The following is a 25,702-nucleotide window of genomic DNA, read 5'->3' on the forward strand; positions in this document are numbered from 1 at the left end:
CTAGCGGCGGGCCCGGGCCTCGGAGACGGCGTACAGCGTGACGCTGGCGGCGACGCCGGCGTTGAGCGACTCCAGCTGGTTGGCCATCGGGATCGAGACGAGCTGGTCGCAGGTCTCGGCGACCAGCCGGGACAGCCCGCCACCCTCGGCGCCGACCACGACGACCAGCGGGCCGTCGCCGAGCCCCTCGGGGGTGACCAGCTCGGGCAGGGTCACGTCACCGTCGGCGGCCAGGCCGACGACCATCAGGCCGGCCTCCTGGTAGGCCTTCAGCTGGCGGACCAGGTTGACGGTCTGGGCGACCGGGATCCGAGCGGCGGCGCCCGCGCTGGTCTTCCAGGCCGAGGCCGTCATGCTCGCGGCCCGGCGCTCGGGGATCACCACGCCGTGCGCACCGAAGCCGGCCGCGCTGCGCACGATCGCGCCGAGGTTGCGCGGATCGGTCACCTGATCGAGCGCGACGATCAGCGGCGCCTCGGCGTTGGCCTCGGCGGCGTCGAGCAGGTCGTCGGGGTGGGCGTACTCGTACGGCGGGATCTTGGCGGCCAGGCCCTGGTGGACCGCGCCGTGGGTCAGCCGGTCGAGCTCGTTCTTGCTGACCTCGAGCAGGCTGACGCCCTTGTCGGCGGCCAGCGCGAACGCCTCGCGCAGCCGGCCGTCGCGCTCGGCACCGTCGGCGACGTACACGCCGATCATCGGCACGCCCTCGCGCAGCGCCTCGACCACGGAGTTGCGGCCGGCGATCCACTCGACGTCGCTGGTCGAGCGCTTGCGCGGGCGGGCGGAACCGCCGCCACCGGGGCGGGCGCCTCCGCTCCCCCCGGCCTTCTCAGCCTTCTCGGCCTTCTTCGTGGACCGGTAGGCCTGGTGGTACGGGCGGTCCTTGGCCTTCGGCGTCGGGCCCTTGCCCTCGAGACCACGCTTGACGCGCCCGCCGGACCCGACGGTCGGCTTCTTGGCGGTCTTGCGGATCGCGCCCTTGCGGTTGGAGTTCCCGGGCATCAGATCAGTGTCCACTTCGGTCCGTTGGGGGTGTCCTCGACCTCGATGCCGGCGGTCTTGATCCGGTCGCGGATCGCGTCGGCGGTGGCGAAGTCCTTGGCGGCCCGCGCCTCGGCACGCGCCTCGAGGAGGCCGGCGACGAGGGCGTCGACGGCACTGGTGAGCTTGGCATCGTCGCTCGACCCGGCGCCCCAGGCGGGGTCGGCCGGGTGCAGCCCGAGCACGTCGAGCATCGCGAGCACCTGGGCGGCGTGCGCCGCCGGGTCCGCTGCCTTGTTGCCCTCGCGCACGGTGTCGAAGAGCACGGCCACCGCGGCGGGCGTGCCGAGGTCGTCGTTCATCGCGGCCACGAAGGCGGGAGGCAGCTCGCCGGGCTCGACCGAACCGGCGCGCTCGAGGAAGCCCTCGATGCGGCGGAAGCCCTGGGCCGCCTCGTCGAGCGCCTCGAAGCTGAACTCGACGTGGCTGCGGTAGTGCGCGGCCACCAGGTAGTAGCGCAGCTCGATGCCGCGGTAGCGCTGCAGCACGCTGGGGATCAGCAGCGAGTTGCCGAGCGACTTGCTCATCTTCTCGCCGGCCGTGGTGATCCAGGCGTTGTGGAACCAGTACGACGCGAACGGGTGACCGGCCGCGCGGGACTGGGCCTGCTCGTTCTCGTGGTGGGGGAAGCGCAGGTCGACGCCGCCGCCGTGGATGTCGAAGGCGGGACCGAGGTACTTGCCGGCCATCGCGGAGCACTCGATGTGCCAGCCCGGCCGGCCGGCACCCCAGGGGCTCGGCCAGGACGCGGTCTCCGGCTCGGACTCCTTGCGGCCCTTCCAGAGGGCGAAGTCGCGCGGGTCGCGCTTGCCGCGCGGGTCGGCGTCCTCGGCCGCCTCCATGTCGTCGATCCGCTGGCGCGTGAGCTCGCCGTACGACGGCCACGAGCGCACGTCGAAGTAGACGTCACCGGAGCCGTCCTCGGCCGCGTAGGCGTGCCCGCGCGAGATCAGCCGCTCGATCAGCGCGAGCATCTCGGGCACGTGGCCGGTGGCGAGCGGCTCGTAGGTCGGCGGCGCGACGTTGAGCGAGGCGTACGCCGTGTCGAGCTCGCGCTTCATCGCGGCGGCGAGGTTGTACCAGGGCCGGCCCTGGTCGGCGGCCTTGGCGATGATCTTGTCGTCGATGTCGGTCACGTTGCGGATGAAGCTGACCTCGTGGCCGAGGTGGCGCAGCCAGCGCTGCAGCACGTCGAAGTTGACCGCCGACCGGACGTGCCCGACATGCGGCTCCGACTGCACGGTGAGGCCGCAGAGGTACAGACCGACCTTCCCCTCCTGGAGGGGGACGAAGTCGCGCACGTCGCGCGTCGCGGTGTCGTAGAGCCGGAGGGTCACCCCCCAAGTCTAGGGATTCCGCGCCCTCCCGGTCGCATCGCCGGATTCTGTGACTGCTGGGACTGGAGTGACATGGCGGCGTATCGTGTGGGGGTGCGTCTTCCCCTCGCCACCGTGCTGACCTCCGCCGTCCTGCTCGCCGCTCCCCTGGCCGCGGTCCCCGCCGTCCCGGCGAGCGCCGCTCCCGCCGCCGAACCGGCCGCGCAGGTGGCGGCTCGCGCCGGCGCCCGCACGGTCACCCACACCGACTGGGACTCCACCACCCAGCTGCGCAAGGGCCGGGCCTCCGGCGTGAAGGTGCGCGCGGGCCGCCTCGAGCTGGCCAAGCCGGCCGGCACCCGCAGGTACGCCGGCCGCAGCTATGACCTCGGCCGCTGGACCTCGCCCTGGGCGAAGCCGGGCTTCGGGCTGACCCAGCTGATCGCGTCCTGGTCGGCGATCACTCCGGGCGACTCGTGGATCGAGGTCCGCGTGCGCGGCAAGAACGCCGCCGGCGCCCGGTCGAGCTGGGACGTGCTGGGCCGCTGGACCTCCGGCGACCGCTTCACCAAGCGCACCTCCGTCTCCGGCCAGGACGACGACCTGGCCTCGGTCAACGTCGACACCTGGGTCGCCTCCGCCCCCGCCGGCCTGACCTCCTGGCAGCTGCAGGTCGTCCTGCACCGCAAGACCGGCGCGACCACGAAGCCGCCGAGCATCGATGCGATCGGGGCGGTGGCCAGCCGGCTCCCCACCACCGCGCCCGCGACCTCCGCGCCCGGCGTCGCCCGCGGCGTCGTCCTCGACGTGCCCCGCTACTCCCAGATGACCCACCAGGGCCACTACCCGCAGTGGGGCAACGGCGGCGAGGCCTGGTGCTCGCCCACCTCCACCTCGATGGTGCTCGGCTACTACCGCTCCCTGCCCAAGGCGAAGGACTACAGCTGGGTGGCGCAGCGGCACACCGATCCCGTGGTCGACCACGCCGCGCGATCGACGTACGACCGCGCCTACCGCGGCACCGGCAACTGGCCGTTCAACACCGCGTACGCCGCGCCGCTGGCCGGCCACGCCTTCGTGACCCGGCTGACCTCGCTGCGTCAGGCGGAGCGGCTGATCAAGGCCGGCATCCCGGTCGTCGCGTCGATCTCGTTCGGCCGCGGCGACCTCACCGGCGCCCCGATCTCCTCCACCAACGGTCACCTGCTCGTCATCGTGGGCTTCACCGCCGCGGGCGACGTCGTCGTCAACGACCCGGCCGCGCCCACCCGGGCGACGGTGCGGCGCACCTACGACCGCGGCGAGTTCGAGCGGGCCTGGCTGCCGACCTCCGGCGGCCTGGCCTACGTCATCCACGACGACGAGCACCCGCTGCCCGCGGGAGCCCAGGGCGCCTGGTGACCGCGCGCCTCACTCCTCGCTGACCGACACCCGGATCTCGTGCCAGCCGGTGGCGCCGTCGGGCACCGGCGCCGCGACCACACCGGTCTGCACGTGCCCGGCGAGGTCGACGGCGCGTACCCGAACGACGTGGTCGCCGGGCTCCAGGTCGATCGAGGCGACCCACTGGACCCAGGTGTCGATGCTCGGGGTCCGGGCCAGCCGGGCGCCCTGCCACGGGCCGCCGTCGACCGCGACCTCGACCGCGCCGATGCCGGTGTGCTGGGCCCAGGCGATGCCGGCGACCTTGACCTCGCCCGCCGGCAGCTCGTCCCCGGAGCCCGGCACGTCGATCCGCGAGGACAGCTTGATCGGCCCCTCCTCCGCCCAGCCCTTCTCGGTCCAGAAGGCCTCGAAGTCCTCGAACCGGGTCACCTCGAGGTCGACGACCCACTTGGTGGCCGAGACGTAGCCGTACAGGCCGGGGACGACGGTGCGGACCGGGAAGCCGTGGTCGATCGGCAGCGGCCGGCCGTTCATCGCGACGGCCAGCATCGCGTTGCGGTCGTCGGTCAGCGCGGCCAGCGGGGTGCCGCAGGTCCAGCCGTCGTGTGAGGTCTGCTTGACCGCGTCGGCGCCGGGCCGGACCCCGGCCTCGACCAGCAGGTCGGCGATCCGGACGCCGCTCCACCAGGCGTTGCCGATCAGCTCGCCACCGACCTCGTTGGAGACGCAGGTCAGGGTCACCCAGGCCTCGGTGAACTGGCGCGAGACCAGGTCCTCGTACGACAGCACGATCTCGCGGTCGACCATGCCGTGGATCCGCAGCGACCAGTCGTGCGGCGCGATGGCAGGGACGCTGATGCCGGCGTGGATCAGGTAGAAGTCGTCGCTGTGGGTCTCCCAGGGGGTGACGCCCTCCACCCCGACGCGGACCGACCTCGGCACCTGGGGCGCGGTGACCCCGGTCAGCTTGAGCAGCTGGCGGGTCTGCTCGACCTGGCGTCGGCCCCGGCCGACCACCCGGCCGAGCAGCCCGACCACGACCGCCCCGCCGGCGACCAGGCCGGCGCGGATCAGGAAGGTACGACGGTGGTGGCCACCGCTCGGCGCCACCTCGTCGGGGTGGCCGGCGAAGCCGCGCAGCGGGTCGGTCACCAGCGACAGGCACACCAGCCAGGTGACCAGGCCGACCGCGACCGGGACGAAGTCGACCAGCTGCTGGTTGCGCTGGGCCGCGACGGCGGCGGCCCCGGCTCCGGCGAGCGCGGCGAAGAGTACGGCGGGTGCCCACCAGCTGCGTCGGGCGAGCCGGCCGGCCCACGCGAACAGCAGGCCGAGCACGAGGACGATGCCCAGCACGAGCAGCGGCTTGTCGGCGCGGCCCAGTCGCTCGATGGCCAGCTCGGCGACGAACCCGGGGGTGAAGCGGATGGCGACCTCGGCCACGGCCACCAGCGGCGACTCGCGGACGTTGAGCGCCATCGCAGCGGCATAGCTGGTGGCGAGGCCGGCCAGCCCCGCTGCGAGGCCGGCCACCGACCAGGAGCGCCAGGTGTCCACGTCGACGATTGTCGCGCACGGCATGATCGGCGCGTGGCCACCGTCCCCCCTGCCGTCGACCCCGTCCCGTTCCGCACCGGTATCGGCACCGACGTGCACCGTCTCGTCCCGGGCGTCCCCATGCACCTGGCCGGGCTCTCGTGGCCCGACGAGCCGGCCGGTCTGGAGGGTCACTCCGACGCCGACGTCGCGGCCCACGCCGTTTGCGACGCGCTGCTGTCGGCGGCCGGCCTGGGCGACCTCGGCTCGAACTTCGGTACGGCAGAGCCGCAGTGGGCCGGCGCCTCCGGGGCGACCCTGCTGACTGAGACCGCGCGTCGCGTCCGCGCCGCCGGCTTCGAGATCGGCAACGTCGCCGTCCAGATCCTCGGCAACCGGCCCAAGATCGGCCCGCGCCGGGCCGAGGCGGAGGCCGCCCTGTCCGCGGCGGTCGGGGCGCCGGTCTCGGTGTCGGCGACCACCACCGACGGGCTGGGCCTGACCGGCCGCGGGGACGGGGTCGCCGCCATCGCGACCGCCCTGGTGGTCGGGGTGGTCCCGGGGTGAGGACCTTCGACGGGCTGCGGCTGCACGTCGCGGCGTACGGGCCCGAGGGCGCGCCGGTGACGGTCGTCCTCGCGCACTGCTGGACCGCCGACTCCGAGGACTGGCACTACCAGGTGCGCGACCTGCTGGCCCGGTTCGGGCACGGCATCCGGATCCTCACCTGGGACCTGCGCGGCCACGGCTGCTCGGACCCCGCCCCGGAGCGCGCGTGCACCATCGAGAACCTCGCCCGCGACCTCGGTGATCTCGTCGACGCCTACGCGCCGCACGGGCGGCTGGTGATCGCCGGGCACTCCATCGGCGGGATGACGATGACGGCGCTGCCGCAGGTGCGGCCCGACCTGGTGGACCGGATCGCGGGGTTGTTGTTCGTCGCGACCTCGTCGGGACGACTGGACACCGTCACCCTCGGCCTCCCCGAGGTCGGCCCCACGGTGCGCGGGAGTCTGCCGTTCGTGCTCGCGGCCCGGGCCCGGCTGCTGACCCGCCGGACCCGGCGCCGCTCCCCCAGCCTCGAGCGCACCGTCGTCAACCGGCTGCTCTTCGGCGACCGGCTCCGGCTCCGCGACGCCGGCCTGGTCGTCGACCAGCTGGTCCGCTGCCCGCCGGCGACGATGGCGGGGTTCTACCGCGACTTCCTGCGCCACGAGCGGACCGCCGGGCTGGCGGCGTACGACGCCATCCCGACCCGGGTGCTGGTCGGCGACGCCGACCGGCTGACCCCGCCGGAGCACGCGCGCCGGATCGCCGGCGCGATCCGCGGCGCGCGGCTCCTGGTCGCGCCGGGGGCCGGCCACATGCTCCCGCTCGAACGCGACGAGCTGGTCTCGGAGCAGCTGATCGAGCTGGTCGAGGACGCCCTGGCTCAGGCGGCCTTGGCGGCCTGAGCCGAGATCCGGAACCGCCGGGCCACCAGGTCGGACACGAACCGGTGCGTGCCGATCACGTCGGCGACCAGCAGGGCACCGGCGGCCAGCGACTGCTCGCGGACCCGGGCGGCGTCCGGGCCCGGCGTGAGCAGGTACGGCGAGACCACCACCCCGCGCCGGACGACCTCCTCGGGGCGGGGGCCACGGTCCTCGAGCGTCGCGAGCTCGACCGGCCCGGTCCAGGTGTCGGCGAGCAGCTGCGCCGCCCGCTCCAGGTGGTGGTCGACCGAGGGATCGGCTGACCCGAGCGCGACCATGACCACCGGCTGCCCCGGCCGGGCGCCGGCGGCGATCAGTCGCGCGGCCTGGGCCGCGGCGACCAACGGATGCGGCCCGAGGGCCGGCGCCACCGAGATGTGGTGCGCCGAGGCGCTCGCCACCCCGGGCAGGTCGCGCAGCAGGTGATGGGCGGTCGAGAGCAGCAGGGGCACGACCACGCTGGGCTCGCGCACTGTCTCGACGACCGACCGCAGGGACGGCGAGCGCTCCTCGACGTACGACACGATCCCCGGGACGCCCAGCGCGGCCGCGGCCCGCTCGGTGATCTCGCGCGCCACCTCGTCGGTCGCGCCGACTCCGCGGGCAACCGTGACCAGACAGCTCATCCGGACCCCTCCTCGAACCGTCGGCGATCCAGCCTCAGGCTGCGTCGACCTGCTTGCGATGGCCGACGAGGACGACGCCCTCGACGACCTTGACGTCGTACGCCGGGACCGACACGTGCGCGTCGTCCAGACACTTCCCGGTGCGCAGGTCGAACGCGTGCTTGTGGGCCGGCGACGCCACGAAGGGGACCTCGCCGCGCCGGCCGACGATGCCGCGGGCGATGACCGATCCCTTCGCGAACGGATCGTGGTTGCCGAGCGCGTAGATCGTGTCGTCCGGCGTGCGGAAGATCGCGATCGCCTGGCCGTGGACCAGGGCCGTGGCGCCGCGCTCGACCTCGAGCTCGGCGACGCGGCAGACCGGCTGCCAGTCCTCCGTGCTGGTGGGACGCGTGGTCATCGGCACCTCCAGGACGACCGGTTGAGCGACTTCACGTGGGAACCCGACATCCCGCGCCTCCTCTCGGCTGCTCCGACGCTAGGGGCCGCGTGTTCGGGGGCTGTTTCCGGATGTAACGGGCAGGAAAACGATCGGCCGACCCGGTCGGTAGCGTGCGCACGTGACCGAACCCGCCACCGCCGTCGTCGTCCTCGCAGCCGGGTCCGGCTCCCGGGTCGGCGCGGACCGGAACAAGGTCCTGCTGACCCTGCGCGACCGGCCGGTGCTGGCCTGGTCGCTGACCGACGTGCTCGCGCTGCCCGACGTACGACGCGTGGTGCTGGTGGTCCGTCCGGGCGAGGCCGCCTCGGTGGGCCAGGCGGTGGCGCCGTACCTCGGCGACCGCGAGGTGCACGTCGTCGACGGCGGCGCGACCCGGCACGCGTCGGAGTGGCAGGCGGTGCGGGTGCTCGCGCCCGCCATCGACGCGGGCGAGGTCGACCTGGTCGCCGTCCACGACGGCGCCCGACCCCTGGCGGGGCGTGGGCTGTGGGAGGCGGTGCTCGGCGCGGCCCGCGAGCACGGCGGCGCGATCCCCGTGGCGCCGCTGAGCGGGCTGGTGACCACCGACCTGCGAGCGGTGCCCGGCGAGCTCGCCGGCGTGCAGACCCCGCAGGCGTTCGCGGCCCGCGAGCTGCTGGCGGCCTACCGCGCCGCCGACGCCGAGGGGTTCGAGGCGACCGACACGGCAGGCTGCCTGGCCAGGTACGCCGACGTCCGCATCGCCGCGGTCCGCAGCGGGCCGGGCAACCTGAAGATCACCTTCCCCGAGGACCTCGGGCTGGCCGAGTCACTCCTCGCCGGACCGGTCGAGGACGCCCTCGGGTGAGGTGAGCGCCTCCAGCACCCGGACGTCCTCCTCGCTCGCGACGCGACGCCCGGACGGGGGCGCCTCGAGCGTCCGCACCGGGTAGCGCTCGGCCAGCGCCGCGACCAGGACGGCGAAGTCGGTGCTGGGCAGGGCCTCGAGATCGACGACCACGGAGCCCGGCAGCACCACCGGGGAGGCGACGGCGAGCAGGCCCGCCCGGTCGACGGTCTCCCCGACCAGGCCGCCCTCGACGTGCTTGACGGTGTCGGTGACCGGGCGGACGCCGACGACGACCGCCTCGTGCTCGATCGCCTCCGCCACGCAGGCCGCGATGAACTCCGGCGGCGTCAGCGGGCACAGGGCGTCGTGCAGCACGAACGGCTCGGCGGCGTCGACGAGGCCGGCCCAGTTGGTGCCGACGTCCACCGGCGTGACCCCGGACTCCCCCAGCGCCCAGCCGGCGCAGGCGACCAGCGCCTCGCCGTGGATCAGCGCGAACGGCAGCGAGCCGCGGTCCTGCTCGACCACCGTCCCGAGAGCGGGCGGGACGTCGTCGTCATACAGGTCGGTCGTCATGGCGACCCCACCGTATGACGTCCCGGCTCCCCCAAGACGTCGAGGCCCCCCGGACATCGTCCGGAGGGCCTCGGCGGGTGGATCAGGAGGCGAGCACCTCGTCGAGGAGGGCCTCGGCCTTGTCCTCGTTGGTGCGCTCGGCCAGGGCGAGCTCGGAGACCAGGATCTGGCGGGCCTTGGCGAGCATCCGCTTCTCGCCGGCCGACAGTCCGCGGTCGCGCTCGCGGCGCCACAGGTCACGCACGACCTCGGCGACCTTCATGACGTCGCCGCTGTGCAGCTTCTCCAGGTTGGCCTTGTAACGCCGCGACCAGTTGGTCGGCTCCTCGACGTGCGCGGCACGCAGTACGTCGAAGACGCGGTCGAGGCCTTCCTTGTCGACAACGTCGCGCACACCGACGAGGTCCAGGTTCATGGCGGGCACACGAACGACCAGGTCCTGCTGGGCGACGATCCGCAGGACGAGGTACTGCCGGTCCTCGCCCTTGATGGTCCGCATCTCGATGTCCTCGATGACAGCGGCCCCGTGATTCGGGTAAACAACCGTTTCGCCGACGGTGAAAGTCATATGTCAGGTACCCCTTCCTAGGAAGCCAGTCTAACACGTGTCAGAGCGGGCCCGACCCGCGTTTCCGCAGGTCAGCGCCACAATGGGGTCTTGACAGATGTCGAGGGGCCGTGCTGGAAGCAGGGTCGGTCGGATCGGTCCGAACCGGAAAACCGCTGGTGAACGGGGGGGTTCACACCGTTCCGCGACCTCGGTGGTCGATACTGCAGCCCATGCCGATCGAGCCCGCGAGCGACCCCGCCGACGAGCCCGCGACCCTCCCGGAGGAGGTCCCGCCGCCCGAGGAGGCGCCCACCACCCCGGCGTACCTCACGCCCGTGCTGCTGGTCCGCGCCGCGCACCCCCGACAGGCCGTGCTGACCGCCGTCGGCGTCGCCGCCGCCGGCGCCCTCGCCGACCGGCCCACCCGGGAGGTGCTGGTCGTGCTCGCGACCGTCCTCGTCGGCCAGACCGTGCTCGGCTGGCACAACGACCTCGTCGACCGGGAGCGCGACCGGCGCCACGACCTCCCCGGCAAGCCGATCGCGCAGGGCCGGCTCGACCCCGGGACCGTGTGGTTCGCGCTCACCTGCGCCGTCCTGGTCCTGGTGCCGCTCTCGATCGCCACCGGGATCACGGCCGGCTGCCTGTACCTCGCCTCCGTCGCCATCGGGCTGCTCGGCAACGTGGTGCTGCGGCAGGGGCTGCTCTCCTGGCTGCCGTGGGCGGCGTCGTACGCCCTGCTCCCGGGCTACCTGTCGTACGGCGGCTGGGGCGGCGAGGCCGTCGGCCAACCGCCGGAGCCGGTGATCGTCGTCCTCGCGGCGCTGCTCGGGATCGGCGTACACGTCCTGCGCGCCCTCTGGGGTCTGGTCCCCGACCACGCCGACGGCTGGACCTACCTGCCGCTGCGGCTGGGCCTGAAGCTGGGCGCCAGTCGGCTCCTGGTCGTCGCGTCGGTCTACGTCGCGCTGGTCGTCGTCGCCCTGGTCGTGGCGGGCACCTACGTGGGGCTGTCGAAATAGCACAACGCTAGGCTGTGGCCCGTTCGCGCCGCTCTCCCGTGAGGCCTTCCAGATGCTGCTCCGTCGCAAGTTTGCGTTCGCCGTGTGCGCCACCGCGCTCACCGCCCCCGTCCTGAGCTCCTGCGGCTTCAACTACGCGACCGACCAGCCGTACACGCCGGCCGCCGGCACGAACGACCACTCGGCCACGGTCAAGGTCCTGAACGCGGTCATCGTCTCCGGGCAGTCCGGCAGCGGCACCTTCGTCGCGGGCCTGTCGAACTCCGGCAGCGAGGCGGCCTCCCTCACCGACGTGGTCGGGGAGGGTCTGACGATCGAGGTCGAGCCGGTCGAGATCCCGGCCGGCGGGTTCGTCAACCTCGCCGACTCCGACCTCCACGTCGCCGGCGAGTTCGAGGCCGGGGAGGTGCTGGACCTGCGCGTCGTGCTCGACAACGGCGAGGAGGTCGAGCTGGAGGTCCCGGTCGTCACGAACTGCGACGAGTTCGAGGGCTACGACACCTCCGCCTCGGCCGAGACTGAGGCTGCCGGCGAGGACGCGGCGTACAGCTGCGAGTACGCCGAGTCCGAGGGTGGTCACTGATGACGTCGACCCTGGTCCTGCTCCGCCACGGCGAGAGCGAGTGGAACGCCAAGAACCTCTTCACCGGCTGGGTGGACGTCGCGCTGACCGAGAAGGGTCGCGCCGAGGCCGCCCGCGGTGGCCAGCTGATGCTGGACGCGGGCCTGCTGCCCGACGTCGTCCACACCTCGCTGCAGCGCCGGGCGATCAACACCGCCGCGCTCGCACTCGACGCCGCCGACCGGCACTGGATCCCGGTCAAGCGCTCGTGGCGCCTCAACGAGCGGCACTACGGCGCACTGCAGGGCAAGGACAAGAAGCAGACGCTGGAGGAGTACGGCGACGAGCAGTTCATGCTCTGGCGCCGCTCCTTCGACGTACCCCCGCCGCCGCTCGCCGACGACGACGAGTTCTCGCAGGTCGGGCTGCCGCAGTACGCCGACCTCGGCGACGACCTGCCCCGCACCGAGTGCCTGAAGGACGTCATCACGCGGTTCCTGCCGTACTGGACGTCCGACATCGTCCCTGACCTGCAGTCCGGCAAGGTCGTGCTCGTCGCCGCCCACGGCAACAGCCTCCGCGCGCTGGTCAAGCACCTCGACGGCATCAGCGACGAGGACATCGCCGGCCTGAACATCCCCACCGGCATGCCGCTGCGCTACGAGCTCGACGACGACCTGCAGCCGGTCGTCAAGGGCGGCACCTACCTCGACCCCGAGGCCGCTGCCGCTGCCGCTGCTGCCGTGGCCAACCAGGGTCGCTGAGCGCGCGGGGGCGCTTTGCGAGTTTCTCCGCCTGGGCGGAGAAACTCGCTCCTGGCCCATGAAGCTTCACGACACCAGCATGAGTTCCTCGACATGGGTGTGACCCGAGGGACGGCTGAGGCAGGGCTGGCGCGCAAGTTTCATCGGTTAGCCGACGAACCTCACGCCTGGACGATGAAGCTTCGTCGTCCCAGAAGGAGTTCCATCGGCTAACCGATGAAACTCCCCCGCGGGCGGGTGCGATCAGGCGCCGACGGTCCGCGGGTTCTCGCCGGTGACGACGAAGACGACCCGGTTGGCGACGGAGACGGCGTGGTCGGCGATCCGCTCGTAGTAGCGGCCGAGCAGGGCGACGTCGACGGCCGCCTCCACGCCGTGGGTCCACTCGTCGCCGAGCAGCTCGGCGAAGGAGGTACGACGCAGGCGGTCCATCTCCTCGTCGGCGCGACCGAGGGCGATCGCGGCCTGGACGTCGCGGTCGGTGATGATCTTGGAGACCTTGGAGACCATCTCCTCGGCGACCTCGGCCATCCGGGCGACGGTGGGCCGGACCTCGTCGGGTACGGCGACGAACGGCGTGCGCAGCCGGGCGATCTTCGCGACGTGCACCGACAGGTCGCCCATCCGCTCCAGCTCGGTCACCATCCGCAGCGCGGCGACGACGACGCGCAGGTCGCCGGCGACCGGCTGCTGGAGCGACAGCAGCTCGAAGGCGGTCTCCTCGACGCGCTCGCGGGCCCGGTCGATCTCGACGTCGGCGCTGATGACGCGCTCGGCGATCTCGGCGTCACCGGTCAGCAGCGACTCGGTCGCGAGCCGGACCGCCTGCTCGACATCGCCGCAGATGGCGGCGAGGTCACGGAAGACGGCATCGAGCTGGTCGTGGAACACCTGGCGCATGAACGGGACCGTACGGGGCCGAAGTGACGACACGGGGTGGTCGCGTGAACGGGTGGTGAACAGTCGGAAGCCGGCGCCCAGGGGGCGAACTCCAGGTGAATCCCACCGTACTGTTGCCGCCGTGGACCCGACGACACAGGCGTTCCTCGCTGCGGTCATCGGGGCCGTGGTCGCAGGCGGCGCCGTCCTTGCCTGGGCGATCAGCGACCGCCAGCAGCACCAGCTCCCGACCCACGAGGAGCCGGTCGTGCCCGCGGGCGTCGCCACCGTCCTGTCGGTCCTGCGCAGCAGCGCGGTCGTGGTCGACGACGCCGACGTGGTCCTGAAGGCCTCGGCGCCGGCGTACGCGCTGGGCCTGGTACGCGGCACCCGCCTGGTCGCCGACGACCTCGCCGAGCTGGTCCGCCAGGTCCGGCGCGACGGCCAGATCCGCGAGACCGAGCTGGTGATGAGCCGCGCCGGGGTCCCAGCGCGGCACGTCACCGCGCGGGTCGCGCCCCTCGGCTCGCGGCTGGTGCTGGCCCTGGTCGAGGACCGCACCCGCGAGCGTCGCGTCGAGGAGGTACGCCGCGACTTCGTGGCCAACGTGAGTCACGAGCTGAAGACCCCGGTCGGCGCGATCCGGCTGCTCGCCGAGGCGATGCACGAGGCGGCCGAGGACCCGACCGCGGTCAAGCGGTTCGCCGCCCGGATGCTCATCGAGAGCGACCGGCTCGCTCAGCTCGTCCAGCAGATCATCGAGCTCTCCCGGCTGCAGGCCGACGACCCGCTCGAGGCGCCGTCCGCGGTCGGCCTCGACGACGTCATCGCGGTCGCGGTCGACACCAGCGCCATCGACGCCGACTCCAAGCGGATCCAGATCCTCACCGCCGGCACGTCGGGGTTGCAGGTCTTCGGCAACGAGGAGCAGGTCACCGCGGCGGTGAGCAACCTGGTCGCGAACGCCGTGTCGTACTCCGAGCCCGACGCCACCGTGCTGGTCACCACCAAGGTCGACGAGGGCTCGGTGGAGATCTCGGTCGTCGACCAGGGCATCGGCATCCCGCCCGACGAGATCGACCGGATCTTCGAGCGGTTCTACCGGGTCGACCCCGCCCGCCACCGCTCCACCGGCGGCACCGGGCTCGGCCTGTCCATCGTCAAGCACGTCGCGGCCACGCACGGCGGAGAAGTCCGGGTGTGGTCGGTCGAGGGCCAAGGGTCTACGTTCACCTTGACTCTCCCCCAGTACTTCGGGGCCACCTCGAAGGAAGACATCAACCAGGAGGAACTCCCGTGACCCGGGTACTCGTCGTCGAGGATGAAGAGAGCTACAGCGAGGCGCTCGCCTACATGCTGCGCAAGGAGGGCTTCGAGGTCGCCATCGCGGCCGACGGCAACTCCGCGCTGACCGAGTTCGACCGCAACGGCGCCGACATCGTGCTGCTCGACCTGATGCTGCCCGGGCTGCCCGGGACCGAGGTGTGCCGGCAGATCCGCCAGACCTCCAGCGTGCCGGTGATCATGGTCAGCGCCAAGGACGACGAGGTCGACAAGGTGGTCGGCCTCGAGCTGGGCGCCGACGACTACGTCACCAAGCCGTACTCCCCGCGCGAGCTGGTGGCCCGGATCCGCGCGGTGCTCCGCCGCGGCCAGGAGCCCGACCTCGCACCGGCCACGCTTGAGGCCGGCCCGGTGCGGATGGACGTCGAGCGGCACGTGGTGACCGTCGGCGGGACCGAGCAGCGGCTCCCGCTGAAGGAGTTCGAGCTGCTGGAGATGTTCCTGCGCAACCCGGGCCGGGTGCTCACGCGCGGCCAGCTCATCGACCGGGTCTGGGGCTCCGACTACGTCGGCGACACCAAGACCCTCGACGTGCACGTGAAGCGGCTGCGGGCCAAGCTCGAGCCCGACCCGGGCGAGCCGAAGTTCCTGGTCACCGTGCGCGGGCTGGGCTACAAATTGGATCTCTGAGCGTCCAGGCGTTCAGGGCTGGCGGGATCTCGCGGTACGCCGTCCGAAAACCGCGTGTCCACTGTCGGTGCCGGTTCCTAGGCTGTCCCGGTGACCAGTACGACGACCTCCGCGACGCCCGCCGGCCCCGCCACCCCGGGTGGACCGCCCGCGTGGCTGCCGGTCGGGGCGGTGGCCGTGACCCTGGTTTTCTGGGCCTCGGCCTTCGTCGCGATCCGGCACCTGGGCCACGACTTCTCCCCGGGCGCGCTCTCGCTCGGCCGGTTGCTGGTCGGGGCGGTGTGCCTGGCGGCGGTCGCGCTGCCGCAGGGACTGCCGCGGCCGACCGGGCGCCAGTGGGTCTCGATCGTCACGATCGGCGTGCTCTGGTTCGGCATCTACAACGTCGCCCTCAACGAGGGTGAGCAGCGCGTCGACGCCGGCACGGCGGCGATGCTGATCCAGGTCTCCCCGGTGCTGATCGCCCTGCTGGCGACCGTGTTCCTCGACGAGCGCTTCACCGTCTGGCTCGGGCTGGGCCTCGCGCTCGCCTTCGGCGGGGTCGCCCTGATCGGGCTGTCGACGTCGGACGGCGGCGACCGCGACCTGCTCGGCGTCGTGCTCTGCCTGGTCGCCGCGGTCGTCTACTCCGTCAGCCTGGTGCTGCAGAAGCCGCTGGTCGCCCGGCTGCCCGCCCTCCAGGTCACCTGGCTGGCCTGCACCGTCGGGGCGATCGTCTGCCTCCCGTTCGCCGGCCAGCTGGTCGAGGAGGCCGGCGAAGCGTCCGCCTCCTCGATCCTGTGGGTGGTCTACCTCGGGGTGTTCCCGACGGCGATCGCGTTCACGACGTACGCCTTCGCCCTGCAGCACATGAGCGCCAGCAGCCTCGGCATCACCACCTACCTGGTGCCGCCGCTGACCATCGTGATGGGGCTGATCTTCCTCGACGAGGCGCCCCCGACGATGGCCTACGCCGGTGGCGCGCTCGCCCTGGTGGGCGTGGCGGTCGCGCGGCGCAAGCCCCGCCCGGTGGCCGAGGACCGGCCGGCACCGGCCTAGTGCTCGGAGGAGGCGGGCTCCTCGCCCGACTCCAGCCACCCGCGGAACGCCTCGAGGTTCTTGGTCGGCTCGCCGCGCAGCTTGCGCCACTCCCACTCCTTGCGGATCGAGGAGGCGAAGCCGAGCTCGAGGATCGCGTTGAACGACTCGTCGGCGTAGGTCAGCACCGAGCCGAGCAGCCGGTCGAGCTCGTCGGGGGTGACGGACGTGAGCGGGAGCCGGGCGTCGAGGTAGATGTCCCCGAGCCGGTCGACGGCGAAGGAGACGGCGTACATCTTCAGGTTCCGCTCGAGCAGCCAGCGGTAGACCCGCTCGTGGTTCTCGTCGGGGTTGCGGCACACGAAGGCGTGCACCCCGAGGGCGTGCTCGCCGAGGTCGAGGCGGACGGCGGTCTGCAGCTTCTTCTCACCCGGCAGGGTCAGGGAGAAGACGCCGGGGCCGATCTCGTCGTACTCGATCTCGTTCGCGGCGAGGTGGTCGCGGACGACCTGGGCGAGGTCGTTCGTCGGGGTGGTCATCCGACCGACTCCCGCATCGCCGAGCGCGCCCGCTCGTAGACCGCCAGGGTCCGCTCGGCGGTCGCCTCCCAGGAGAACTGCCGCGCCTGCTCCAGCGCACCCGCCTCCAGCCGGACCCGGAGGTCGGGGTCGGTGACGACCTGCCCCAGGGCCGTGGCCCAGTCCTCGGGGTCGTGGCCGTCGACCAGCAGCCCGCTGTGCCGGTCGCGCACGATCGTCGTGAGGCCGCCGACCGCCGCGGCGACGACGGGGGTCCCGGTCGCCTGCGCCTCGGCGGCGACCAGCCCGAACGACTCGTTGTAGGAGGGGACGGCGACCGCGGTCGCGGCGGCGTACCAGCGGGCGAGCTGGCCCTGGCTCACCGGCGGCACGAAGCGGACGACGTCGTTGAGACCGAGCTCCGCGGCCAGGGCCGCCAGGGACTCGGGCCGCTCGAGGCCGGTGCCGGAGGGACCGCCGACCACGGGCACCACCAGGTGCCCGCGCAGGCCGGGCGAGCGCTGCAGGAGTACGGCGACCGCACGCAGCAGCACGTCGGGCGCCTTGAGCGGCTGGATCCGGCCCGCGAAGAGCAGCACGTGCGCGTCGACGGGCAGCCCCAGCTCGACGCGGGTCGCCGCCCGGTCCAGGGGCTGGAAGACGGTCAGGTCGACGCCGGGGTGCACCACGTCGACGCGGGACGGGTCGGCGTCGTACAGCTGGATCAGCTGCTGGGCCTCGAGAGCCGTGTTGGCGATCAGCATGTCGGCGGCCTCGACGACCTGCTCCTCGCCGATGATCCGGGCAGCCGGCTCGGGGGTGTCGTCGGCGGCGAGGGCGTCGTTCTTCACCTTGGCCATCGTGTGCATGGAGTGCACGAGCGGCACCCCCCACCGGTCGCGGGCGAGCGCCCCGACCTGGCCGGAGAGCCAGTAGTGGGAGTGCACCGCGTCGTAGTGCCCGACCGGCTGGGCCGCCTCGGCGCGCAGCACCTCCCGGGCGAAGACGCACAGCTGGCCCGGCAGCTCGATCTTGGTCAGCCCCTCGAACGGTCCGGCGTGGACGTGGTGGACGGCGATGCCGTCGCCGGCAGCCACCACAGGGGGCAGCGCCGAGCTGGTCGCCCGCGTGAAGATGTCGACCTCGATGTCCTGCGCGGCGAGCCGCTTGGCCAGCTCGATGACGTAGACGTTCATGCCGCCCGCATCGCCCGTGCCGGGCTGATCGAGCGGCGAGGTGTGCAGGCTGATCATGGCCAGTCGCCTGATGCGCTCCACCGTGCTCCTCACCGTGTCCTCGACCCGCCCGTGCCGGGCCACATCCTCGTCCTCCAGAGCGCAACCACGAGAGGCAGCCCACGATTCCCGCCGTCTCAGGCGGCGTGCGCCCCGAGCCGTGCCCGGTGGCGCGACCTCCGCAACAGGGGCACCCAGGCCACCAGCGCGAGCACTCCGAGGAGCCCGTCGATTCGGGCGTGGTCGCCCGACTCGTGGAGCACCATCAGCACCGACCAGGCGAGGACGGGGAAGCAGACCGCCACCACCCCGCTCAGCCACGCGACACCGGCCAGCCGAGCGCCCGCCCCGGCCACGCCGATCGCCAGCAGCGCCAGACCGGCGCCGTACGTCGCGCCCAGGACGGCGTCGCCGGCACCGTTCGCCGCGAGGATCCAGCGCACCACCCAGACAAGGCCGCCCAGCGCTCCGCAGAGGTCGGCGAGGGTCCGTGGGGCCATGGGGTGCCTCCGATCTGGTCCGGTCGTGACGACGGGTCAGTGTGCCACCGGGCGGGGACACCGACCAGAATGGCGGGGTGAGCACTCGTCGTACCGCCGTCGTGACCGGGGCCAGCAGCGGGATCGGAGCGGCCACCGCCCGTGGCCTGGCCGGCCAGGGCTTCCACGTCTACTGCGCCGCGCGCCGCGCGGACCGGGTGGCCGAGCTGGCCGCCGAGATCGGGGGTACGCCGGTGGTGTGCGACGTGACCGACGAGGCCTCCGTCGCCGCCCTCGCCGACCTGGTCGGCGACCGCCTCGACGTCCTGGTCAACAACGCCGGCGGCGCCTTCGGCTCCTCGCCGGTTGCCGCGGCGGACGGCGACGAGTGGCGGCGGATGTACGAGGTCAACGTCATCGGCCTGATGCAGGTCACCCGGGCGCTGCTGCCCGCCCTGATCGCCAGCGGCGCGGGCGCGATCCTCAACGTCGGGTCGACCGCCGGCCGGATCGCCTACGAGGGCGGCGCCGGCTACACGGCCGCCAAGCACGGCACCCAGGTCGTCACCGAGACCCTGCGCCTGGAGCTGTGGGACCAGCCGGTCCGGGTCATGGAGATCGCCCCCGGCATGGTGAAGACCGACGAGTTCGCGCTGGTCCGCTTCGAGGGCGACCGGGAGAAGGCCGACGCGGTGTACGCCGGCGTCGCCGAGCCGCTGACCGCCGAGGACGTGGCGGACGCGATCACCTGGATGGTCACCCGGCCTCCGCACGTGAACATCGACGAGCTGGTCCTCCGCCCCCGCGCCCAAGCCGCGCAGCATAAAATCCACCGGGAACTCTGACCCGAGCGATCAGCGCCAGCGCACCGAGCACCAGCGCCGTCCCGACGGCGGCGTCCAGCCAGTAGTGGTTGGCCGTCACCACGACCACCAGCAGGGTGGTCAGCGGGTGCAGCACCCACAGCCAGCGCCATCGGCTCCGGCCGACCTGCACCAGGACGACGGCCAGCAGCACGGCCCAGCCGACGTGCAGGCTGGGCATGGCGGCGTACTCGTTCGCGAGCTCCGAGACCGGCGTCCCGACGTACGCGCTGTTGCCGCCGACCCGGCCGGTGTCGACCATGCCCAGTCCGGCCAGCAGCCGAGGCGGCGTCGTCGGCAGCCAGATGTGCACCAGCATCGCGACGCCGGTGGCGAGCGCCAGGGAGCGGCGCGCCCAGAGGTAGCCCGGCCGGTGCCGCACGTAGAGCCAGACCAGGACGCCGATCGTGAGTGGGAAGTGGAGCAGGTAGTAGTGATCGGCCAGGCCGATCAGGTGCGGCACCGCCAGCGCCCGTTCCTGCACCGCCGCCTCCGACGGCAGTCGCAGGGTCGCCTGCACGTCCAGCAGCGCCCGGGCGTGCTCGTCGGCGCCGTCGAGCCGGCTCGTGGCGACCAGCCGGCCGAGGTTGTAGAGCCCGAACAGCGCGAGCACGAGCGCCGTCTCCCTGAGCGCGGAGGCGAGCCGAGCGCGGTGCCGACGTCCGGCTGGCGGCGCGGCCGTGGGCGGCAGCAGGACGTTCAGCACGGGACTTATCTTACATTTGTAAGATGGAGGTCGACAGTGACCTCCGGCCGAGCGAATAGGGTGACGCCATGTCGACCACGTCCGCCGACGTCCGGGTCTCGCGAACCCGCGCCGCCCTCGTGACGGCCGTCGAGGAGGTGCTCGAGCAGGGGTCCTGGGCCGAGCTGACGATCGGTGCGCTGTGCACCCGGGCGCGGATCAGCCGGCCGACCTTCTACCAGCACTTCCCGTCCATGGCCGACCTGCTCGGGGCCACCATCCGGCACCGGCTCGACCAGACACGGGCCGAGATGTGCGTCCCCGCCGACGGACCCGAGGTCCTCGCCGCGGCCCTGGTGCGGCTGCACGCCGAGCGGGGGCAGTACGCCTGTCTCTCCGCGGAGCCGACGGCGTACGTCCAGGTGCAGGCCGCCTTCGAGGACTGGCTGGTCGGGAGGGTCCAGGAGGCGTTCCCGCACGCGGACCCGGTCGCGGCCTCCTACGCCGCGGGCGGGATCGCCCGGGTGATGGGTCGCTGGCTCGCCACCGACTCCGACCGCCCCACCCCCGAGGAGCTGGCCCGGAGTCTGTGGTTGCTCAACCGAGCCGTCCTCGAGCTGACAGACTGAGCCCGTGCAGACCATCGGACTCGTGGGCGGGCTGAGCTGGGAGAGCTCGGCGGCGTACTACGAAGCGCTCAACCGGGGGGTCGAGGCGCGCGTGGGCGCGCTCAGCTCGGCCAGGACGGTGCTCAGCTCGGTCGACTTCGCGGAGGTGACCGCGTTTCAGGAGGCCGAGCGCTGGGACGACGTCGCCGCCGTCCTCACCACGGCGGCGCAGGGCGTCGAGCGCGCCGGCGCCGACTTCCTGCTGCTGTGCACCACGACCTTCCACCTGGTCGCCGACCAGGTGGCCGACGCGGTCGGCATCCCGCTGCTGCACCTCGGCGACGTGGTCGCCGACGCGGCTGTGGCCGCGGGCGTGCACTCGATCGGCTTCGTCGGAACCACGTTCGCCATGTCGCGGCCGTACTTCACCGACCGGCTCGCCTCGCACGGGCTGAGCGTCCACGTCCCCGATCCCGCGCGTCACGACGAGGTCAACCGGATCATCTACGACGAGCTGGTGCACGGCCGGGTCGAGAGCGACTCGCGTCGTACCGTCGTCTCGGTCATCGAGGAGCTGTGGGACGCCGGCGCCGGCGGGGTCGTGCTCGGCTGCACCGAGCTGGAGCTGCTCATCCGGCAGGCCGACGTCGACGTGCCGGTCTTCCCGAGCACCACGCTGCACGTCGCCGCCGCACTGGACCGCGCGCTCGCCTGACGCTCACCCGTCGTCGCGGAGCAGCAGCTCGGCGAGCCGGCGCAGCTCGGGGGTGAGCGCCTGCTCGGGGACCCGGGCGCCGCCGGCCGGCAGGTCGAAGTCGTAGACGAACATGTCCGGTCGCGGGTCGGCGGCCCGGACCGCACCCAGCTCGACCCGGTCGAGCAGGTCGCGCACCTCTGCGCACCGGTCGTCGGCCGAGTCCAGGTCGACCCGGCCGGTGGCGACCAGGCCCGCGAACCCGCCGGTACGACGGACCGCCGCCACCCCGCTGCCCGGGCTCACCCCGACGCCCGACCACGCGGCCCGGACCGCCTCGGTGTGCTCACCGGCGACCGCCACGGTGGCGGAGGCGAAGGCGGCGAAGTCGGTCCGCGGCCCGACCCGGCCACCGGTCAGCGCGGCGTACCAGATCCGGCCCGCCCCCTCCCAGGCCCGCCCGCCGATCGCGGTCGCGGCGAGGTGGAAGGCCCGGTTGGGGATGCCGGAGTTGATGTGCACGCCACCGTTGTCGTCCTCGGTGTCGACGAAGTCGTCGAGGTGACCCGGCTGCGGGTCGCGGCCGAGCAGCGGGTCGTCGTACGCCGTGCCGGGCGCGGCCAGGTCGCGCAGGCCGCGCGCGTCGATGCCGGGGAGGAAGAGCCCGGCCCCGATCAGCCAGTCGGCCTGGTCGGCGCTCTGGTCGAGCAGCCGCTGCTTGAGGCAGGAGGCGAAGACGTCGGAGACGGACTCGTTGAGCGCGCCGGACTGGCCCTCGTAGACCAGGCCCGCGGAGTGCTCGGTCACGGCGTGCGTCAGCTCGTGCCCGAGCACGTCGACCGGCTTGGTGAACCGGTCGAAGACCCGGCCGTCCCCGTCGCCGAAGACCAGCTGGGTGCCGTCCCAGAACGCGTTGGCGTAGCGCTGGCCGTAGTGCACGCTCATCGACACCGGCGCCCCCGCGTCGTCGTACGACGAGCGGCCGTAGACCTCGGCGAACAGGTCCAGCGCGCCCGCCCCTCCGGTCGCCGCCTCGTCGACGGCGGGGTCACCGGTGGCCGGCTCTCCCGCCGCACGCACGGCCCGGCCGGGGAGGTCGGTCGACCCGCCGGCGTCGTGCACCGTCCAGGCGGCCGCGCCGACCACGGTCGACGCCGGCCCCCGTGCGCGCAGCGAGCGGATCCGGTCGTCCTCGATCAGGGTCAGGTCGTACGCCGCCGGGCCGAGCGTGACGGCGAGCCGGCGGATCAGGTACGGCGGCAGGAACGAGCACCTCATGCCCCCAGCCTCCGCCCGAGCGCCGACAGCGACAAGGCTCAGGCGGGCGCGCGGTCCGGCGGGAACCCGCCGGTGGCGATCGGGCCCCACGACTCGGGGGTGATCCGGAGCAGGGTCTTGCCCTGGCGCCCCATCGCCGCGCGGTAGTCGTCCCAGTCGGGGTGCTCGCCGGAGATGCAGCGGAAGTACTCGACCAGTCCGTCCTCGGCCGCCCGGTCCGGCATGTCGAGCACCTCGGTCGTGCCGTCGACCTGGACCCACGCGTCGTCCCACTCGTCGGAGAGGACGAGCACGGTCGCGGCCGGACGCCGGCGCAGGTTGGTCACCTTCGCCCGGTCGGGATAGGTCGAGATCACGATCCGCCCGCCGTCGTCGACGCCGCCCGTGACCGGCGAGATCTGGGGCGAGCCGTCGGCCTTCGTCGTGACCAGCAGCATCCGGTGGCGTGGCCGGACGAACTCCAGCAGCTGGTCGAGGCCGACGCGGTCCTTCGTGGCGATCCGAGGCATACGTCCAGAGTAGGCAGACTAGGTCGCATGCAGGTGACGGTGGATCGCGACAGCGTGGCGATGGGCGACGACACGGAGTCCCACGAGCGGGTGGTCGACGTGCCGGGCGAGACGACGCTCGGGACGTTCCTCGCCCACCTCTCCCCCGGCGTGTCCGTCGCGGGCGGCACCGGCAGCTGGGTGATCTGGATCGGCGATCGCCGCGGCGACTGGGTGGGGATGTACGCCGACGGCGAGGCGCGGGTCCTGCGCCTCGCGGACCGCACGCTGGCCGAGCTGGGGGTCACCGCGGTGTTCTTCGACTACTGGTCGAGCGCGCCCCCGGAGCTGTTGTTCGCGTCGCTCGCCGCGGGCCGGCTGCCCGACAAGACGGCGCTGCGTCACGAGGGTTGGCGTCAGCAGTGGCAGGTCGAGGACGAGCGGGCCCAGGAGAAGGAGGCGACCACCTCCAAGCGGCTCCTGACCCCCGACGCCGTCGCCGCGGTCGCCGAGCTGGGCGGGCGGATCGAGGTGCACGCGCCGTCGTACTGCCGGCTGGCCGCGGCGGACGGCACGGCGTACGTCGTGCGAAGCGATCAGTTCTGGACCCGGATCTCCCGCCTCGACGACGAGGGCGACCAGCACCAGATCGCGACCTTCCAGCCGCCCGGCCCGCTCGCGGAGACGACCCTGGTGGCGATGCTCGGCACGACCTGGCGCGAGCTCAACGACCTGCCTCCCGTCGAGCCGCCCCGGCACCGCAACGAGGTACGACGCAGCGCCGGCATCTGGCGGTGGAGCTGGACCGAGAGGGGCGAGCTCCGCGAGGGCAGGTACTGGCCGGACGGCTCGCTCGCGGCCGCCTTCGCGCCGTACGCCCGGCTCGGAGTGCCGGAGATCACGGCCCTGTTCGCCGAGGGCGCCGTCCGCTGAATCGGCGGGAGCGGCGCGCGCCGGTAGACTCGACGAGGCCCGTTCGGGTCCTCGCACCCCACCGGAAGTGACGTCGTACCGCCATGTCTGGAAACACTCAGCGCACCGACCTGCGCAACGTAGCCATCGTCGCGCACGTCGACCACGGCAAGACCACCCTCGTCGACGCGATGCTGCGCCAGGCCGGCGCCTTCACCGCCCACCAGGCCGAGAGCGTCGCCGAGCGGGTCATGGACTCCGGTGACCTGGAGCGCGAGAAGGGCATCACGATCCTCGCGAAGAACACCGCGGTCCACTACGAGGGTCCCGCCGGCGGCGGCCAGCCGATGGTCATCAACATCATCGACACCCCCGGCCACGCCGACTTCGGTGGCGAGGTCGAGCGCGGGCTGTCCATGGTCGACGGCATCGTGCTGCTGGTCGACGCCTCCGAGGGCCCGCTCCCCCAGACCCGCTTCGTGCTCCGCAAGGCCCTCAACGCCGACATGCCGGTGATCCTGGTGGTCAACAAGACCGACCGCGGGGACGCCCGGATCGCCGAGGTCGTCGACGAGACCTACGAGCTGTTCATGGACCTGCTCGACGAGTCCCACAGCCAGGACGCCCTCGACTTCCCGGTCGTCTACGCCTCGGGCCGCGCCGGCATCGCCAGCCTGGAGCGCCCGGAGAACGGCACCATGCCGGAGGGCAGCGACCTCGAGCCGCTGTTCAAGACCATCCTGGAGACGATCCCGGCGCCGACGTACGACGAGGGCGCGCCGCTGCAGGCCCACGTCACCAACCTCGACGCCTCGCCGTTCCTCGGCCGGCTCGCGCTGGTCCGGGTCCACCAGGGCACCCTTAAGAAGGGCCAGACCGTCGCCTGGATGCGTCGCGACGGCGAGGTCAAGAACGTCAAGATCACCGAGCTCCTGATCACCGAGGGCCTCGAGCGCAAGCCCGGCGAGTCCGCCGGACCCGGCGACATCGTCGCCATCGCGGGCATCCCCGAGATCACCATCGGCGAGACCCTCGCCGACCCGGAGAACCCGATCGCGCTGCCGCTCATCCACGTCGACGAGCCCGCGATCTCGATGACCATCGGCACCAACACCTCGCCGCTCGTCGGCCGGGTCAAGGGCGGCAAGGTCACCGCTCGCCTGGTCAAGGACCGCCTCGACTCCGAGCTGATCGGCAACGTGTCGCTGCGCATCCTCCCGACCGAGCGCCCGGACGCCTGGGAGGTCCAGGGCCGCGGCGAGCTCGCGCTGGCCATCCTCGTCGAGCAGATGCGCCGCGAGGGCTTCGAGCTCACGGTCGGCAAGCCGCAGGTGGTCACCAAGGAGGTCAACGGCAAGGTCCACGAGCCGTTCGAGCGCCTGACCATCGACGCGCCGGAGGAGTACCTCGGCACGATCACCGAGCTGCTCGCCGCCCGCAAGGGCCGGATGGAGCAGATGACCAACCACGGCACCGGCTGGGTGCGCATGGAGTTCCTGGTCCCGGCCCGAGGCCTGATCGGCTTCCGGACCCAGTTCCTCACCGACACCCGCGGCACCGGCATCGCGCACGGCATCTCCGAGGGCTACGAGCCGTGGGCCGGCGAGATCCGCTCGCGGACCAACGGCTCCCTGGTGGCGGACCGCAAGGGCGCTGCCACGGCGTACGCCATGACCAACCTGCAGGAGCGCGGGACCATGTTCGTCGAGCCGACGACCGAGGTCTACGAGGGCATGATCGTCGGCGAGAACTCCCGCGCCGACGACATGGACGTCAACATCACCAAGGAGAAGCAGCAGACCAACATCCGGTCCGCCACCTCCGACAACTTCGAGAAGCTGATCCCGCCGCGCAAGCTGTCGCTGGAGCAGTGCCTGGAGTTCTGCCGCGACGACGAGTGCGTCGAGGTCACCCCCGACTCGGCCGGCTGTTTCTGCTGACTCGGCGAGGTGGGCGGGGTGGCCGGTG

29 protein-coding genes are annotated in these 25,702 nt (G+C 72.8%); 15 read left to right on the plus strand and 14 right to left on the minus strand.

Going from position 1 to position 25,702, the window contains the following annotated elements; translation table 11 throughout:
- On the minus strand, positions 1–1,002 hold the full coding sequence (gene rlmB, locus MUB56_RS01125; protein ID WP_244930082.1) for a 23S rRNA (guanosine(2251)-2'-O)-methyltransferase RlmB: 1,002 nt from the start codon (positions 1,000–1,002) through the stop codon (positions 1–3).
- Positions 1,002–2,378 carry a cysteine--tRNA ligase gene (gene cysS, locus MUB56_RS01130; protein ID WP_244930083.1) on the minus strand — a complete coding sequence of 459 codons (1,377 nt, stop codon included), beginning with the start codon at positions 2,376–2,378 and terminating at the stop codon, positions 1,002–1,004. The genes rlmB and cysS overlap by 1 nt, the downstream gene beginning before the upstream one ends.
- 93 nt (positions 2,379–2,471) lie before the next feature.
- On the opposite strand from cysS, the gene MUB56_RS01135 reads away from it, so the two are divergent.
- Positions 2,472–3,758, plus strand: coding sequence for a peptidase C39 family protein (locus MUB56_RS01135; RefSeq protein ID WP_244930084.1), 1,287 nt, complete (start codon positions 2,472–2,474; stop codon positions 3,756–3,758).
- Positions 3,759–3,767: 9 nt separating this feature from the next.
- Here MUB56_RS01135 and MUB56_RS01140 read toward each other — a convergent pair whose 3' ends face one another.
- Positions 3,768–5,300 carry a molybdopterin-dependent oxidoreductase gene (locus MUB56_RS01140; protein ID WP_244930085.1) on the minus strand — a complete coding sequence of 511 codons (1,533 nt, stop codon included), beginning with the start codon at positions 5,298–5,300 and terminating at the stop codon, positions 3,768–3,770.
- A 33-nt stretch (positions 5,301–5,333) separates the two neighbouring features.
- On the opposite strand from MUB56_RS01140, the gene ispF reads away from it, so the two are divergent.
- On the plus strand, positions 5,334–5,846 hold the full coding sequence (gene ispF, locus MUB56_RS01145) for a 2-C-methyl-D-erythritol 2,4-cyclodiphosphate synthase (protein ID WP_280637344.1): 513 nt from the start codon (positions 5,334–5,336) through the stop codon (positions 5,844–5,846).
- Positions 5,843–6,733, plus strand: coding sequence for an alpha/beta hydrolase (locus tag MUB56_RS01150; RefSeq protein WP_280637345.1), 891 nt, complete (start codon positions 5,843–5,845; stop codon positions 6,731–6,733). Before ispF ends, MUB56_RS01150 begins: the two co-directional genes overlap by 4 nt.
- On the opposite strand, the gene MUB56_RS25815 is transcribed toward MUB56_RS01150, so the two are convergent.
- Entirely contained in the window at positions 6,712–7,380 is a 669-nt protein-coding gene (locus MUB56_RS25815; RefSeq protein WP_280637346.1) for a CbiX/SirB N-terminal domain-containing protein, read from the minus strand. The two genes, MUB56_RS01150 and MUB56_RS25815, sit on opposite strands and share 22 nt — an antisense overlap.
- Before the next feature lie 34 nt (positions 7,381–7,414).
- A complete protein-coding gene (gene nirD / locus MUB56_RS01170; RefSeq protein WP_244930088.1) occupies positions 7,415–7,780 on the minus strand; it encodes a nitrite reductase small subunit NirD in 366 nt (121 codons plus the stop codon).
- Positions 7,781–7,940: 160 nt separating this feature from the next.
- On the opposite strand from nirD, the gene MUB56_RS01175 reads away from it, so the two are divergent.
- Positions 7,941–8,648: a 2-C-methyl-D-erythritol 4-phosphate cytidylyltransferase gene (locus MUB56_RS01175; RefSeq protein ID WP_244930089.1), complete on the plus strand. Its 708-nt coding sequence runs from the start codon at positions 7,941–7,943 to the stop codon at positions 8,646–8,648.
- Here MUB56_RS01175 and MUB56_RS01180 read toward each other — a convergent pair.
- Positions 8,610–9,206 carry a 2-C-methyl-D-erythritol 4-phosphate cytidylyltransferase gene (locus tag MUB56_RS01180; RefSeq protein WP_244930090.1) on the minus strand — a complete coding sequence of 199 codons (597 nt, stop codon included), beginning with the start codon at positions 9,204–9,206 and terminating at the stop codon, positions 8,610–8,612. The genes MUB56_RS01175 and MUB56_RS01180 overlap by 39 nt on opposite strands.
- 82 nt (positions 9,207–9,288) lie before the next feature.
- Positions 9,289–9,774, minus strand: coding sequence for a CarD family transcriptional regulator (locus MUB56_RS01185; protein WP_090860676.1), 486 nt, complete (start codon positions 9,772–9,774; stop codon positions 9,289–9,291).
- Between the two features lie 212 nt (positions 9,775–9,986).
- On the opposite strand from MUB56_RS01185, the gene MUB56_RS01190 reads away from it, so the two are divergent.
- Genes MUB56_RS01190 through MUB56_RS01200 form a run of 3 tightly spaced genes read left to right on the plus strand, consistent with a single transcriptional unit; the run spans position 9,987 to position 12,104 of the window.
- Positions 9,987–10,778: a UbiA family prenyltransferase gene (locus MUB56_RS01190; RefSeq protein WP_244930091.1), complete on the plus strand. Its 792-nt coding sequence runs from the start codon at positions 9,987–9,989 to the stop codon at positions 10,776–10,778.
- A 52-nt stretch (positions 10,779–10,830) separates the two neighbouring features.
- Positions 10,831–11,361: a hypothetical protein gene (locus MUB56_RS01195; protein ID WP_244930092.1), complete on the plus strand. Its 531-nt coding sequence runs from the start codon at positions 10,831–10,833 to the stop codon at positions 11,359–11,361.
- On the plus strand, positions 11,361–12,104 hold the full coding sequence (locus MUB56_RS01200; protein WP_244930093.1) for a phosphoglyceromutase: 744 nt from the start codon (positions 11,361–11,363) through the stop codon (positions 12,102–12,104). The genes MUB56_RS01195 and MUB56_RS01200 overlap by 1 nt, the downstream gene beginning before the upstream one ends.
- Positions 12,105–12,347: 243 nt before the next feature.
- Here MUB56_RS01200 and phoU read toward each other — a convergent pair whose 3' ends face one another.
- Complete coding sequence (gene phoU / locus MUB56_RS01205) at positions 12,348–13,004, minus strand: phosphate signaling complex protein PhoU (RefSeq protein WP_244930094.1); 657 nt, start codon at positions 13,002–13,004, stop codon at positions 12,348–12,350.
- Positions 13,005–13,125: 121 nt separating this feature from the next.
- Here phoU and MUB56_RS01210 point away from each other — a divergent pair, with 121 nt between their 5' ends.
- The 3 genes from MUB56_RS01210 to MUB56_RS01220 all read left to right on the plus strand — a co-directional run bounded on the left by MUB56_RS01210 (position 13,126) and on the right by MUB56_RS01220 (position 15,995).
- Positions 13,126–14,283, plus strand: a complete 1,158-nt coding sequence (locus tag MUB56_RS01210) for an ATP-binding protein (RefSeq protein ID WP_244930095.1) — start codon at positions 13,126–13,128, stop codon at positions 14,281–14,283.
- Positions 14,280–14,957 (plus strand): response regulator transcription factor, encoded by a 678-nt coding sequence (locus MUB56_RS01215; protein ID WP_244930096.1) that lies wholly within the window; start codon positions 14,280–14,282, stop codon positions 14,955–14,957. The genes MUB56_RS01210 and MUB56_RS01215 overlap by 4 nt, the downstream gene beginning before the upstream one ends.
- 90 nt (positions 14,958–15,047) lie before the next feature.
- Positions 15,048–15,995, plus strand: a complete 948-nt coding sequence (locus tag MUB56_RS01220) for a DMT family transporter (protein ID WP_244930097.1) — start codon at positions 15,048–15,050, stop codon at positions 15,993–15,995.
- Here the strand turns inward: MUB56_RS01220 and MUB56_RS01225 are convergent.
- The 3 genes from MUB56_RS01225 to MUB56_RS01235 form a co-directional block, all read right to left on the minus strand.
- The gene (locus tag MUB56_RS01225; RefSeq protein ID WP_244930098.1) at positions 15,992–16,513 is read right to left on the minus strand and encodes a YbjN domain-containing protein; all 522 of its coding nucleotides are present in this window, start codon (positions 16,511–16,513) and stop codon (positions 15,992–15,994) included. The genes MUB56_RS01220 and MUB56_RS01225 overlap by 4 nt on opposite strands.
- Positions 16,510–17,745 carry a D-inositol-3-phosphate glycosyltransferase gene (gene mshA / locus MUB56_RS01230; RefSeq protein WP_244932332.1) on the minus strand — a complete coding sequence of 412 codons (1,236 nt, stop codon included), beginning with the start codon at positions 17,743–17,745 and terminating at the stop codon, positions 16,510–16,512. The genes MUB56_RS01225 and mshA overlap by 4 nt, the downstream gene beginning before the upstream one ends.
- Before the next feature lie 119 nt (positions 17,746–17,864).
- Positions 17,865–18,227, minus strand: coding sequence for a hypothetical protein (locus MUB56_RS01235; RefSeq protein ID WP_244930099.1), 363 nt, complete (start codon positions 18,225–18,227; stop codon positions 17,865–17,867).
- A 77-nt stretch (positions 18,228–18,304) separates the two neighbouring features.
- Here MUB56_RS01235 and MUB56_RS01240 point away from each other — a divergent pair, with 77 nt between their 5' ends.
- Positions 18,305–19,051 carry an SDR family NAD(P)-dependent oxidoreductase gene (locus tag MUB56_RS01240; protein ID WP_244930100.1) on the plus strand — a complete coding sequence of 249 codons (747 nt, stop codon included), beginning with the start codon at positions 18,305–18,307 and terminating at the stop codon, positions 19,049–19,051.
- On the opposite strand, the gene MUB56_RS01245 is transcribed toward MUB56_RS01240, so the two are convergent.
- Positions 18,963–19,775 (minus strand): phosphatase PAP2 family protein, encoded by an 813-nt coding sequence (locus MUB56_RS01245; RefSeq protein ID WP_244930101.1) that lies wholly within the window; start codon positions 19,773–19,775, stop codon positions 18,963–18,965. The genes MUB56_RS01240 and MUB56_RS01245 overlap by 89 nt on opposite strands.
- Before the next feature lie 68 nt (positions 19,776–19,843).
- On the opposite strand from MUB56_RS01245, the gene MUB56_RS01250 reads away from it, so the two are divergent.
- Both MUB56_RS01250 and MUB56_RS01255 read left to right on the plus strand, forming a co-directional pair.
- Entirely contained in the window at positions 19,844–20,383 is a 540-nt protein-coding gene (locus tag MUB56_RS01250; RefSeq protein WP_244930102.1) for a TetR/AcrR family transcriptional regulator, read from the plus strand.
- Between the two features lie 4 nt (positions 20,384–20,387).
- Positions 20,388–21,077 carry an amino acid racemase gene (locus MUB56_RS01255; protein WP_244930103.1) on the plus strand — a complete coding sequence of 230 codons (690 nt, stop codon included), beginning with the start codon at positions 20,388–20,390 and terminating at the stop codon, positions 21,075–21,077.
- Between the two features lie 3 nt (positions 21,078–21,080).
- On the opposite strand, the gene MUB56_RS01260 is transcribed toward MUB56_RS01255, so the two are convergent.
- Both MUB56_RS01260 and MUB56_RS01265 read right to left on the minus strand, forming a co-directional pair.
- Complete coding sequence (locus MUB56_RS01260) at positions 21,081–22,334, minus strand: protealysin inhibitor emfourin (protein ID WP_244930104.1); 1,254 nt, start codon at positions 22,332–22,334, stop codon at positions 21,081–21,083.
- Between the two features lie 38 nt (positions 22,335–22,372).
- Complete coding sequence (locus tag MUB56_RS01265; RefSeq protein ID WP_244930105.1) at positions 22,373–22,843, minus strand: PPOX class F420-dependent oxidoreductase; 471 nt, start codon at positions 22,841–22,843, stop codon at positions 22,373–22,375.
- Between the two features lie 27 nt (positions 22,844–22,870).
- Here MUB56_RS01265 and MUB56_RS01270 point away from each other — a divergent pair, with 27 nt between their 5' ends.
- Both MUB56_RS01270 and typA read left to right on the plus strand, forming a co-directional pair.
- Positions 22,871–23,755 (plus strand): hypothetical protein, encoded by an 885-nt coding sequence (locus MUB56_RS01270; protein WP_244930106.1) that lies wholly within the window; start codon positions 22,871–22,873, stop codon positions 23,753–23,755.
- Positions 23,756–23,838: 83 nt separating this feature from the next.
- Positions 23,839–25,674 (plus strand): translational GTPase TypA, encoded by a 1,836-nt coding sequence (gene typA, locus MUB56_RS01275; protein ID WP_244930107.1) that lies wholly within the window; start codon positions 23,839–23,841, stop codon positions 25,672–25,674.
- The last annotated feature ends 28 nt before the right edge of the window (positions 25,675–25,702 follow it).

The organism is Nocardioides sp. W7, from assembly GCF_022919075.1.
Lineage (GTDB): Bacteria > Actinomycetota > Actinomycetes > Propionibacteriales > Nocardioidaceae > Nocardioides.

Excerpts from the sequence above, each read along its gene's own strand:
- rlmB (WP_244930082.1), bottom strand. The coding sequence starts at position 1,002 with ATGCCCGGGAACTCCAACCGCAAGGGCGCGATCCGCAAGACCGCCAAG.
- MUB56_RS25815 (WP_280637346.1), bottom strand. The coding sequence starts at position 7,380 with ATGAGCTGTCTGGTCACGGTTGCCCGCGGAGTCGGCGCGACCGACGAG.
- nirD (WP_244930088.1), bottom strand. The coding sequence starts at position 7,780 with ATGACCACGCGTCCCACCAGCACGGAGGACTGGCAGCCGGTCTGCCGC.
- MUB56_RS01180 (WP_244930090.1), bottom strand. The coding sequence starts at position 9,206 with ATGACGACCGACCTGTATGACGACGACGTCCCGCCCGCTCTCGGGACG.
- MUB56_RS01185 (WP_090860676.1), bottom strand. The coding sequence starts at position 9,774 with ATGACTTTCACCGTCGGCGAAACGGTTGTTTACCCGAATCACGGGGCC.
- MUB56_RS01190 (WP_244930091.1), top strand. The coding sequence starts at position 9,987 with ATGCCGATCGAGCCCGCGAGCGACCCCGCCGACGAGCCCGCGACCCTC.
- MUB56_RS01195 (WP_244930092.1), top strand. The coding sequence starts at position 10,831 with ATGCTGCTCCGTCGCAAGTTTGCGTTCGCCGTGTGCGCCACCGCGCTC.
- MUB56_RS01200 (WP_244930093.1), top strand. The coding sequence starts at position 11,361 with ATGACGTCGACCCTGGTCCTGCTCCGCCACGGCGAGAGCGAGTGGAAC.
- phoU (WP_244930094.1), bottom strand. The coding sequence starts at position 13,004 with ATGCGCCAGGTGTTCCACGACCAGCTCGATGCCGTCTTCCGTGACCTC.
- MUB56_RS01225 (WP_244930098.1), bottom strand. The coding sequence starts at position 16,513 with ATGACCACCCCGACGAACGACCTCGCCCAGGTCGTCCGCGACCACCTC.
- mshA (WP_244932332.1), bottom strand. The coding sequence starts at position 17,745 with ATGATCAGCCTGCACACCTCGCCGCTCGATCAGCCCGGCACGGGCGAT.
- MUB56_RS01235 (WP_244930099.1), bottom strand. The coding sequence starts at position 18,227 with ATGGCCCCACGGACCCTCGCCGACCTCTGCGGAGCGCTGGGCGGCCTT.
- MUB56_RS01250 (WP_244930102.1), top strand. The coding sequence starts at position 19,844 with ATGTCGACCACGTCCGCCGACGTCCGGGTCTCGCGAACCCGCGCCGCC.
- MUB56_RS01260 (WP_244930104.1), bottom strand. The coding sequence starts at position 22,334 with ATGAGGTGCTCGTTCCTGCCGCCGTACCTGATCCGCCGGCTCGCCGTC.
- MUB56_RS01265 (WP_244930105.1), bottom strand. The coding sequence starts at position 22,843 with ATGCCTCGGATCGCCACGAAGGACCGCGTCGGCCTCGACCAGCTGCTG.
- MUB56_RS01270 (WP_244930106.1), top strand. The coding sequence starts at position 22,871 with ATGCAGGTGACGGTGGATCGCGACAGCGTGGCGATGGGCGACGACACG.
- typA (WP_244930107.1), top strand. The coding sequence starts at position 23,839 with ATGTCTGGAAACACTCAGCGCACCGACCTGCGCAACGTAGCCATCGTC.